Here is a 10,044-nt window from a genome sequence, read left to right as displayed (position 1 = left end):
AGTTCGGGCAGCGGCAGGCGCTTGCCCCAGCCATGCGCCTCGAGGTCCGGCTTCGGCGCGAAGGCCGAGACGCGGCCGACGCAAAGATAGGCGATCGGCGTGACATGCTCCGGGATCGCGAGAAGCCGCTTCAATGCCTCGGTTTCGATGATGCTCACCCAGCCAACGCCGACGCCTTCGGCCCGCGCCGCCAGCCAGAAATTCTGCACCGCGCAGACGGTGCTGTAGAGATCCATCTCCGGATTGTGCCAACGCCCGAGAGGCGAGTCCTTCGAGCGCTGCCGATCGCAGGTGATGCACAGGTTGAGCGCGCTTTCGCAAATGCCCTCGAGTTTCAGCTTGCGGTAGAGCGCCTGGCGTTCCGCCTCGATCGCCGGCAACTCCTGCTCGCGTGCGGCGAGGAACAGGTCGCGCACTTGTCTGCGCCGCTCGGCATCGCGGATGACGATGAAATTCCACGGCTGCATATAGCCGACCGACGGGGCGTGATGCGCGGCGGTGATGAGCCGGGCCAGCACATTGTCATCGAGATCGTCGGGGACGAAATGGCTGCGCACGTCGCGCCTGGTGAACATGGCCCGGTAGACCGCGTCGCGCGCCAATTGGTCAAAGTCGTCGCCGCTCGTGGCGATCGCTGCTGCCGTCATCGCTTTTCCCCTTGCGACAAGCAGTTCCCCGCCTGACCAAGCGGAAAACCATGTCTGCCGGGCCGGTCTTCTGGCTCGGGATCGTCCCGCATCCGGCGCCTTCCCGTCTTCGACAGTGGCGTTTGCCGGCGCGGTCCCCCTTACAGTGTTGGGCACGCCACGGAATTCAACCGTGTTCCCGATTCTCCCGCGTCGCGGGCACCAGGCAGCGACGCGACCTTACAGCGAAGCTTGGGCCGCGCCAATGGCGTTAGCGACACGGCAAGACGCGATTTTCCCCAGCCATTCGGCTGCCAAACATGGTCATTGCGGGCATAGGCCCCTAGATTAGGCGCCATGGCCACCCGTCTCTACACGCATCCGATCTTCCTCGAACACCTCACGCCGCTCGGTCACCCCGAGCGGCCCGACCGCCTGCGCGCCATCGAGCGCGTGCTGGACGACGAGACTTTTGCGGCGCTCGACCGCGTCAAGGCGCCGGAAGGCGACGAGAAAACCATCCTCTATGCGCACCCGGAGGATTTCGTCGAGCGCGTGCGCGGGGCGATCCCTGAGAGCGGGATCGTGTCGATCGACGCCGATACCAGCGCCAGCCCGAAAAGCTGGCAGGCCGTGGTGACGGCGATCGGCGGTGCCAACGCGGCGGTGGACGACGTCTTCGAGGGCCGTGCGGCAAACGTCTTCGTCGCCGCGCGTCCGCCTGGACATCATGCCGAAAAGACCACGGCGATGGGTTTTTGTCTGTTCAACACGGCGGCGATCGCCGCCCGCTACGCGCAGAAGAAACACCAGGCCGAGCGTGTCGCCATCGTCGACTGGGACGTTCATCACGGCAATGGCACCCAGGACATCTTCTGGGATGACCCGTCGGTCCTCTACTGCTCGACGCACCAGATGCCGCTTTATCCGGGCACCGGCGCGAAGAGCGAGACCGGCGCCGGCAATATCGTCAACGCGCCGCTGGCGCCGCAGACGGGGAGCGATCTCTTCCGCGACGCCTTCCTGTCGCGCGTGCTGCCGTCCATCGATGCGTTCGCGCCGGACCTGATCATCATTTCCGCCGGTTTCGACGCGCACCACCGCGATCCGCTGGCCGAGATCAACCTGACCGAGGACGATTTCGATTGGGCGACCGGCCAGTTGATGGAGCGCGCCGGGCGCCACAGCTCCAACAGGCTCGTCAGCCTGTTGGAAGGCGGCTACGATCTGCAAGGACTGGCATTTTCAGTCGCCGCCCATGTCGGGCGGCTGATGAAGGGATAGGGTATGGCATTGGAAGGCAATGAGGACGTCAAGGCGATGAGCTTCGAACAGGCGCTCGACGCGCTGGAGAAGATCGTCGATGATCTCGAGCGCGGCGACGTCCCGCTCGACCAGTCGATCAAGATCTATGAGCGCGGCGAGGCGCTGAAGGCGCATTGCGACCGGCTGCTGAAAGCGGCCGAGGACAAGGTCGAGAAGATCAGGCTGTCGCGCGACGGCAAGCCGGTGGGAACTGAACCGCTGGACGCCGACTGAGGTGTTGATATTCAGGTGAGGCCGGCCTGCAAATGGCAACTTCCTGCGCTTCCGGTGCTCACGTACTTCAAGTACGCTCCGCTCCGGTTCTCGGAAACCACCATTTTCGGCTCGGCCTGACCTGAATCTCAACACCTCAGCGGATGATCTCAGACCGGGTAAGGGCAAAGAAAGCAGGTAAGGAGTTCAAGCCATGTGCCGCAACATCAAGACCTTGGCCAATTTCGAGCCGCCGGCGACCAATGACGAGGTGCATGACGCAGCGCTGCAATTCGTGCGCAAGCTGAGCGGCTCGACCAAGCCGTCCAAGCGCAACGAGCATACCTTCTACCATGCCGTCGAGGCGATCGCCGCTGTCGCGCGCGAATTGATCGATTCGCTCGAAACCAACCAGGAGCCGCGCAACCGCGAGGAAGAAGCTGCCAAGGCGAAGGCCAGGTCTGCGCTGCGTTTCGCCTGAGGATACGACATGAGCTTCTTTCCGGGAAACGATCCCGAACCCGGCGATGCCTTCGCCTGCGACCAGATCGAGCTGATGGTCGTTCCGAACGCCAAGGACATTGGCGGCTTCGAGGTGCGCCGCGCCCTGCCGACGGCAAAGCGCCGCCTGGTCGGGCCGTTCATCTTCTTCGACCGCATGGGCCCTGCGATCCTGCGCGCCGGCCATGCGCTCGACGTGCGCCCGCATCCGCATATCGGGCTTTCCACCGTCACCTATCTGTTCGACGGCAGGATCAGGCATCGCGATTCGCTCGGCACCGAAATGGTGATCGCGCCGGGCGACGTAAATTTGATGACTGCCGGGCGCGGCATCGTTCATTCCGAGCGCACGCCGCAGGAATTGCGCGGCGCGCCGATGTCGGTCTCCGGCCTGCAGACCTGGCTGGCGCTGCCCGACGGCAAGGAGGAGATTGCTCCAGTATTCGCGAATACGTCGGTGGCCCGCTTGCCGCAGATCGATGCCGAGGGTGTCAGCGGCCGCGTCGTCATTGGCGCGTTCTCAGGCCTGCGCTCGCCCGTGGCGACCGCTTCCGACACGCTCTACGCCGATCTCAGGCTGGCCGCCGGCGCCAGCGTGAAGATTCCGGCCGATGCCGAGGAGCGCGCCATCTACACGCTGGAAGGCGACGTCTCGATCGCCGGCGATGTTTTCCCGGCCGAGCGGCTCCTGGTGTTCAAGCCGGGCGAGGAGATAGTCGTTTCCTCCGAGCGCGGCGCGCATTTCATGCTGTTCGGCGGCGCTTCGCTGGGCTCCAAGCGCTACATCTGGTGGAATTTCGTCTCGTCCTCCAAGGAACGCATCGAGCAGGCCAAGCAGGAATGGAAGACGGGCCGCTTCGATATCGTTCCCGGCGATGAGGAGGAGTTCATTCCGCTGCCCGAGAACTAAGGTGTGTTGATGTTCAGGTGAGGCCGGCCTGCAAATGCCGGTTTCCTGCGCTTCCGGTGCTCACGTACTTTGAGTACGCTCCGCTCCGGTTCTCGGAATCCATCATTTTCGGCGCGGCTTGACCTGAATCTCAATACACCTGCAGCGTAGCACGCGTCACTGACGCACATTTACATTCGCCCGCCGGCGGACTATTCCCGCGCATGATTATGGCGCAATCTGCTGATAGCGCCGTGTTCGATCGATAAGGCAGGACGCGCCCGAGTGAAGCCAGACACGCCGCTGCTCGACAAGGTCCGCATTCCGGCGGATTTGCGGACGCTTGATGAGAGCGCGCTGCCGCAGCTTGCCGCGGAGCTCCGCGCCGAGTTGATTGATGCCGTGTCGCAGACCGGCGGTCATCTCGGCGCCGGCCTCGGCGTCGTCGAACTGACCGTCGCGCTGCACTACGTTTTCAACACGCCGCAGGATCGGCTGATCTGGGACGTCGGCCACCAGGCCTATCCGCACAAGATCCTGACCGGCCGCCGCGACCGCATCCGCACGCTGCGCCAGGAAGGCGGCCTCTCTGGTTTCACCCGGCGGGCCGAGAGCGAATACGACCCGTTCGGCGCCGCGCATTCCTCGACCTCGATTTCGGCCGGTCTCGGCATGGCCATGGCCCGCGACTTGTCGGGCGGCCGCAACAATGTCATTTCCGTCATCGGCGACGGCTCGATGTCGGCCGGCATGGCTTTCGAGGCGCTGAACAATGCCGGCGCGCTCGACGCCCGGCTGATCGTCATCCTCAACGACAACGACATGTCGATCGCGCCGCCGACCGGCGCCATGAGCGCCTATCTGGCGAGGCTCGCCTCCGGCAAGGCCTATCTCGGCCTTCGCGATTTCGGCAAGAAGCTGACATCCTATCTGGGCAAGCGCGCCGACCGCGCCATCACCCGTGCGGTCGAGCATGCGCGTGGTTACGTCACCGGTGGCACCTTGTTCGAGGAGCTCGGCTTCTATCACATCGGTCCGATCGACGGGCACAATCTCGAACATCTGATCCCGGTGCTGAAGAACGTCCGCGACAACGGCAAAGGCCCGGTGCTGATCCATGTCGTGACGCAGAAGGGCAAGGGCTACGCGCCGGCGGAGGCCGCAGCCGACAAATATCACGGCGTCAACAAGTTCGACGTCATCACAGGCGCGCAGGCCAAGGCGCCGGCCAACGGGCCCGCCTACACCAAGGTCTTCGCCGAAAGCCTGATCCAGGAAGCGCGTGAGGACGACCGCATCGTCGCCATCACCGCCGCCATGCCGAGCGGCACCGGTCTCGATCTCTTCGGCGAGGTGTTTCCGAAGCGAACCTTCGATGTCGGCATTGCCGAGCAGCATGCGGTGACCTTCGCCGCGGGGCTCGCCACCGAAGGCTACAAGCCTTTTGCGGCCATCTATTCAACCTTCCTGCAGCGCGCTTACGACCAGGTCGTCCACGACGTGGCGATCCAGAAACTGCCGGTGCGTTTTCCCATCGACCGCGCTGGTTTCGTCGGCGCCGACGGCGCCACCCACTGCGGCGCTTTCGATACGACCTTCCTGGCCACGCTGCCGGGCTTCGTTGTCATGGCCGCCGCCGATGAGGCGGAGCTGCGTCATATGGTGCGCACCGCGGCGGCCTATGATGACGGCCCGATCGCCTTCCGCTATCCGCGCGGCAACGGCGTCGGCGTCGACATGCCGGAGCGCGGCTCGCTGCTGGAGATCGGCAGGGGCCGCATCCTCAAAGAAGGGACCAAGGTCGCGCTGCTTTCCTTCGGCACGCGGCTGCAGGATTGCCTGTTGGCGGCCGAGGAACTTGGCGCTGCGGGCCTTTCCACCACGGTTGCCGACGCCCGCTTCGCCAAGCCGCTGGACGAGGATCTCATCCGGCGGCTCGCCCGTTCGCATGAGGTTCTGGTGACCGTGGAAGAGGGCGCCATCGGCGGCTTCGCCAGCCAGGTGCTGCACTTCCTCGCCCATGAAGGCCTTCTCGAAAGCGGCCTCAAGGTGCGCCCGCTGGTGCTGCCGGACGCGTTCACCGACCATGCCAAGCCGGAGAAGATGTATGCCGATGCCGGGCTGGATTCGGCAGGCATCGTGCGCACGGTCTTCGCCGCGCTCGGTCGCGGAGTGCAGGCGCAGCGCGCCTGAAACAGAGCTTCAAGGCGCTGAATCGGTTTGCCGGATGCCAGATGTAGGTATCTGTTAACGCTCCCGTTTGGCGGTTCGCTTACCCTGTCTCTTGGCCGATTTTCAACGGCGCCCTGCTAGAAGCTCGGGCCAGGCAGGGAGACAACCAAAAATGAAAACGCTTCTGTGCGGAGTGGCCCTTTTGGCGGCCGTGACGGCGCCGGCGGCAGCCGAAACACGTTACGACCGCAATCTCGAAAAGGCGGTGCTGGATATCATTGCCGGCAAGATGGGCAATATTCGCGGCGGCTTCTCCTATAAGCAGGTTCCTCAACTCGTCGTGCTGCCGGATGCAGGTCCCGTCGCGCCCACTCCGGTTGAGCCGCCGCGCCAGGAAGCCTCCGGCAATGACGGCCTGATGCCCGCCGTCGAGCGCCAAGTGTCGCGAACTATTTTTTAGAACCACATATCGCGCACGCAGCGGCCATCGCGCGGCAGGTCGTCAAAAGTGTCGAGGCCGTCGAAATGGTCGATCGGCAGGTCGGCGACCTCCTCGGGCGGCGCAAGCCTGACATTGACAGCGATACGCGTGCGGCCGCTTTCGCCGGAGCGCAGGCCTCGCCAGGCGACCACGCAGGCGCAGGTCGGACAGAACAGGATTTCCAGCGCGGGCTCCGCCACCTCGGCGCGTGTGTATGATTTCAGCGGTCCGGCAACGCGAATGCGCTCGTCGGCATAGTCATAAGCCCAGAGTGCACCGTAGCGGCGGCAAAGCGTGCAATTGCATGCGGTGATTCCACCGGGATCGCCTTCCAGCGTCCAATGAACCGCGCCGCAGTGACAGGTACCCTTCAGCATTGCCATCTCCACCGGCTGACGAACCGCCTGTTCCTGTCGGCATTCTGCAGCCTCTTGCGCCATATTCAACCATTGCGTTCGCGCCCGGCTTTCGCCAATGAAGGCCGATGAGTTCCCCTTTGCCAGCCAACCGGCGCCAGCGGCTCGACGAATTGCTCGTCGAGCGTGGCCTGTTTGCCAGCCGTTCGCGCGCCCGCGACGCAATCGAGCGCGGTGCGGTGACGGTTGACGGCGCCGTCGCCCGCAAGCCCGGCCAGCCCGTCGCGCCGGACTGCCTGATCGCCATCGACGATCCGGCGCGGGCCTATGTATCGCGCGCGGCGCTGAAGCTGATCGCCGGCCTCGACCGTTTCGGCCTCGATCCTTCCGGCAGCGAGGCGCTCGACATCGGCGCCTCGACGGGCGGCTTCACCCAGGTGCTGCTCGAGCGCCGCGCGGCCCATGTCACGGCGATCGATGTCGGTCACGGCCAGATCCATCCCGACATTGCCGGCGACCCGCGTGTGACGGTGATCGAAGGACTGAACGCCCGCGATCTGACGGCCGCCGATCTCGGCGGCCGCGTTCCCGGTTTCCTTGTCTGCGACGTCAGCTTCATCTCGCTGAAGGTGGCGCTGCCGCCGGCGCTGGAATTGGCGGGCGAGGGCGCCAAGGCAATTCTGCTGGTCAAGCCGCAATTCGAGGGCGGCCGCGAGGCCATCGGCAAGGGCGGCCTGCTCAAGGATCCGGGCGATGCCGACCGGATTGCTGCAAATTTGCGCGACTGGCTGGCCGGCATTCCCGGCTGGCGCGTGCTGGGACTCGAGCCGTCGCCGATCGAAGGCGGCGACGGAAACCGCGAGTTCCTGCTCGCCGCCATGAAGGACGAGCGATGAGCACACGCTTCACCATCGCAAGGCTCGGTTCGCAGGGCGACGGTATCGCCAATGCTGAAGGCGGGGAGGTCTTCATCGCGTTCACGCTGCCGGGCGAGACGGTCACGGCCGCGCGCCAGAAGGACCGCGCCGCGCTGATGTCGGTATTGGAAGCCTCGCCGCTCAGGATCGACCCGGCCTGCCGCCATTTCACCGAATGCGGCGGCTGCGCACTGCAGCATTACGAGGCTGAAGCCTACCGGCAATGGAAGCGCGAGAAGGTTGTGCACGCGCTGAAGGCCAAGGGCATTGCTTGCGAGATCGCCGCGCTGGTGCCTTGCGCGCCGCACACCCGCCGCCGCGTCACCTTCAGCGCCAGGCGCACCGAGGCCGGCATGCTGCTCGGCTTCGTGCGCGCGCTGTCTTCCGAGATCATTCCGATCGAGGAATGCCCGATCTCGCTGCCGGCGATCGTCTCGGCGCTTGGCAAATTGCGCGCCCTGGCCGGGTTGGTCTGCGCCACCCCGAAGGCGTTTCATATGACAGTGACCGTCACCGCTTCAGGCCTCGATATAGCTGTGCACGATGCCGGCAAGCTTGGCGACTATCAGCGCCGTATCGCGTCGAATTTCGTCATGGCCGAAGGCCTGGCGCGGCTTTCCGTCGACGGCGAGATCGTCGTCGAGCCGAAGAAGCCGGTGGTGCAGTTCGGATCGGTCGCGGTCGCCGTGCCGCCCGGCGCCTTCCTGCAGGCGACGGAAGCCGCCGAGCAGGCGATGGCAAGCCTTGTCGGCCAGCATCTGTCGCGCGCCAGGAAGGTCGCGGACCTGTTTGCCGGCTGCGGCAGCTTCGCGCTCAGGCTCGGCGCGCAATCCGAGGTCCATGCCGTCGAGGGCGATGCGCCGGCGCTTGCCGCGCTCGATCGCGCCTTCCGCTTTGCCAGCGGCCTGAAGCGGGTGACCAGCGAACGCCGCGACCTGTTCCGCCGGCCGCTGACCTTCAAGGAGTTGAACGCCTTCGACGGACTGGTCTTCGATCCGCCGCGCGCCGGCGCCGAGGACCAGTCGAAGCAGATCGCCCGTTCCGACGTGCCGCTGGTCGCCGCGGTGTCCTGCAATCCGGTGACGCTCGCGCGCGATCTGCGCATCCTGATCGATGGCGGCTACACGCTGAAGAGCGTCACGCCGATCGACCAGTTCCTGTGGTCGGCGCATGTCGAGGCCGTCGCGCTTTTGGAGAAGCTGAAGCGGCGGCGGTAGCTCGCGGCCGGAGGCTCGCGTGAAAACTGTGAAGCCTCTGTTCTTTCGACGAAATTGCGCCCTAAAGCCGCCTTTTTGCAGGGTCTTAATTCTGCGGTTAGGGAAACATTCCTGCCTCTCCGGCGTTGTCGCGTTGGACGAAATGGCGGACAAGGATGGCGGATTGCAATGCGCTCGCTTCGGAAAGTCATCGGCCTTGTCGTCGTTCTCATGGCGTTCGCCGTCGCGTCCACGACGGGCGCGCTCGCCCAACAGCAGAAACGTCTCGCATTCGTCATCGGCAACGCCGCCTATCCGTCGGATGCGCTGGTCACCTCCGCGAATGACGCCGGCCTGATCGCCCAGACCCTGCAGGCAGCAGGGTTCGATGTTGTCGGCGCGCGCGATGTCGACCAGGAATCGTTACGCGGCGCGTTGCGCGATTTCCTTGGAAAGGTTTCCGCCGCCGGTCCGGACGCGACCGTTTTCGTATACCTCGCCGGCCGCGGCGTGCAGTTCGAAGGTGAGAACTATTTCTTGCCGGTCGACGCCCAGATCGCCAATCCGGCCGACGTGCCGCTGCAGGCCATGCGGCTCTCTGATATCACCAGGTCCCTGGCGGGATTGCCGGCGAAGGTCAATATCGTTGTCCTCGACGCGGCTCGGCCCAATGGCCTTCCGAAAATGAGCCAGCCGCTGGCCGGCGGTCTCGCGCTGGTCGACCCCGACCCCAACATGCTGATTGCGTTCAACGCGGCGCCCGGAACGGTTGCGCCGGAAGGCAAGGGCCCATACGGCGCCTATGCTCAGGCGCTCGCCGAGATGATGCGGGAAGGCGGCATAGCGCTTGACGATGTTTTCCACCGCACGCGGCTACGCGTCAACGAGGTGACGCAAGGCGCCGAAGTCCCGTGGGACGCCTCGAAGATCAGCGCGCCTTTCGTCTTCTTCGAACGCGCTCCGGACGCGCCGCAGCCGAAGGTTTCGGAGGCCGAAGAACGGGCCAACCGGACCAGGCCAATCCGCGAGTTCAATGCGCACGACGCCTATGTCGCGGCTCTGGACCGCGATACCATGCGCGGCTACGAGGAATTCCTCGTCGCCTATCCGCACGATCCGATGGCCAAGCGCGTGCGCGCCATCATCGCTGCGCGGCGCGAGGCGATCACCTGGCGCGAAACATGGCTGCGGGATACGCCGGAGGCTTATTGGTCCTACCTCGAGCGTTATCCGCACGGGCTGCATGCCTGGGACGCGCGCCGCCGGCTGGAGCATTTCGACGCCGAGCTCGAGCCACCGACGAGCTTCACCGTCATCGTCTACGACGTGCCGCCGCCGCCGCCGGAGGAAATCATCTATGTCGACAGGCCGGTGCTCAAAGTCCAAGA

11 protein-coding genes and 1 riboswitch are annotated in these 10,044 nt (G+C 65.1%); of the genes, 9 read left to right on the top strand and 2 right to left on the bottom strand.

Annotated features, from left to right (window positions below; all coding sequences use genetic code 11):
• The coding region (gene bluB / locus FJ423_RS33190; protein ID WP_140847999.1) for a 5,6-dimethylbenzimidazole synthase at positions 1-647 on the bottom strand (647 nt) is incomplete at its 3' end.
• Positions 648-689: 42 nt separating this feature from the next.
• Positions 690-868, bottom strand: a riboswitch (cobalamin riboswitch).
• Positions 869-983: 115 nt separating this feature from the next.
• Here bluB and FJ423_RS33185 point away from each other — a divergent pair.
• From FJ423_RS33185 to FJ423_RS33160, 6 genes are all read left to right on the top strand, one after another.
• Positions 984-1,910, top strand: a complete 927-nt coding sequence (locus FJ423_RS33185) for a histone deacetylase family protein (protein WP_140847996.1) — start codon at positions 984-986, stop codon at positions 1,908-1,910.
• A gap of 3 nt (positions 1,911-1,913) precedes the next feature.
• Entirely contained in the window at positions 1,914-2,165 is a 252-nt protein-coding gene (locus FJ423_RS33180; RefSeq protein WP_095766752.1) for an exodeoxyribonuclease VII small subunit, read from the top strand.
• Between the two features lie 193 nt (positions 2,166-2,358).
• Complete coding sequence (locus tag FJ423_RS33175) at positions 2,359-2,625, top strand: DUF2277 domain-containing protein (protein ID WP_140847993.1); 267 nt, start codon at positions 2,359-2,361, stop codon at positions 2,623-2,625.
• Positions 2,626-2,634: 9 nt separating this feature from the next.
• On the top strand, positions 2,635-3,555 hold the full coding sequence (locus tag FJ423_RS33170) for a pirin family protein (protein WP_140847990.1): 921 nt from the start codon (positions 2,635-2,637) through the stop codon (positions 3,553-3,555).
• 264 nt (positions 3,556-3,819) lie between these two features.
• Positions 3,820-5,727: a 1-deoxy-D-xylulose-5-phosphate synthase gene (gene dxs / locus FJ423_RS33165; protein WP_140847987.1), complete on the top strand. Its 1,908-nt coding sequence runs from the start codon at positions 3,820-3,822 to the stop codon at positions 5,725-5,727.
• Positions 5,728-5,878: 151 nt separating this feature from the next.
• Positions 5,879-6,166: a hypothetical protein gene (locus FJ423_RS33160; RefSeq protein WP_140847984.1), complete on the top strand. Its 288-nt coding sequence runs from the start codon at positions 5,879-5,881 to the stop codon at positions 6,164-6,166.
• On the opposite strand, the gene FJ423_RS33155 is transcribed toward FJ423_RS33160, so the two are convergent.
• Entirely contained in the window at positions 6,163-6,564 is a 402-nt protein-coding gene (locus FJ423_RS33155) for a GFA family protein (protein ID WP_140847981.1), read from the bottom strand. The two genes, FJ423_RS33160 and FJ423_RS33155, sit on opposite strands and share 4 nt — an antisense overlap.
• A 107-nt stretch (positions 6,565-6,671) precedes the next feature.
• Here FJ423_RS33155 and FJ423_RS33150 point away from each other — a divergent pair, with 107 nt between their 5' ends.
• The 3 genes from FJ423_RS33150 to FJ423_RS33140 all read left to right on the top strand — a co-directional run.
• Complete coding sequence (locus FJ423_RS33150; protein ID WP_140847978.1) at positions 6,672-7,439, top strand: TlyA family RNA methyltransferase; 768 nt, start codon at positions 6,672-6,674, stop codon at positions 7,437-7,439.
• Entirely contained in the window at positions 7,436-8,677 is a 1,242-nt protein-coding gene (locus tag FJ423_RS33145) for a class I SAM-dependent RNA methyltransferase (protein WP_140847976.1), read from the top strand. Before FJ423_RS33150 ends, FJ423_RS33145 begins: the two co-directional genes overlap by 4 nt.
• Before the next feature lie 168 nt (positions 8,678-8,845).
• Positions 8,846-10,044: caspase domain-containing protein (locus FJ423_RS33140; RefSeq protein ID WP_181174989.1), on the top strand; the 1,199-nt coding region annotated here is incomplete at its 3' end.

The organism is Mesorhizobium sp. B2-8-9 (genome assembly GCF_006439475.1).
Lineage (GTDB): Bacteria > Pseudomonadota > Alphaproteobacteria > Rhizobiales > Rhizobiaceae > Mesorhizobium.
Note: the sequence above shows the minus strand (reverse complement) of the source record. Positions and strands in the feature narration are given on the sequence as shown.

Bases quoted from the DNA above. Each gene is read 5' to 3' on its own strand.
- FJ423_RS33185 (WP_140847996.1), top strand. From the start codon at position 984: ATGGCCACCCGTCTCTACACGCATCCGATCTTCCTCGAACACCTCACG.
- FJ423_RS33180 (WP_095766752.1), top strand. From the start codon at position 1,914: ATGGCATTGGAAGGCAATGAGGACGTCAAGGCGATGAGCTTCGAACAG.
- FJ423_RS33175 (WP_140847993.1), top strand. From the start codon at position 2,359: ATGTGCCGCAACATCAAGACCTTGGCCAATTTCGAGCCGCCGGCGACC.
- FJ423_RS33170 (WP_140847990.1), top strand. From the start codon at position 2,635: ATGAGCTTCTTTCCGGGAAACGATCCCGAACCCGGCGATGCCTTCGCC.
- FJ423_RS33160 (WP_140847984.1), top strand. From the start codon at position 5,879: ATGAAAACGCTTCTGTGCGGAGTGGCCCTTTTGGCGGCCGTGACGGCG.
- FJ423_RS33155 (WP_140847981.1), bottom strand. From the start codon at position 6,564: ATGCTGAAGGGTACCTGTCACTGCGGCGCGGTTCATTGGACGCTGGAA.
- FJ423_RS33150 (WP_140847978.1), top strand. From the start codon at position 6,672: ATGAGTTCCCCTTTGCCAGCCAACCGGCGCCAGCGGCTCGACGAATTG.
- FJ423_RS33145 (WP_140847976.1), top strand. From the start codon at position 7,436: ATGAGCACACGCTTCACCATCGCAAGGCTCGGTTCGCAGGGCGACGGT.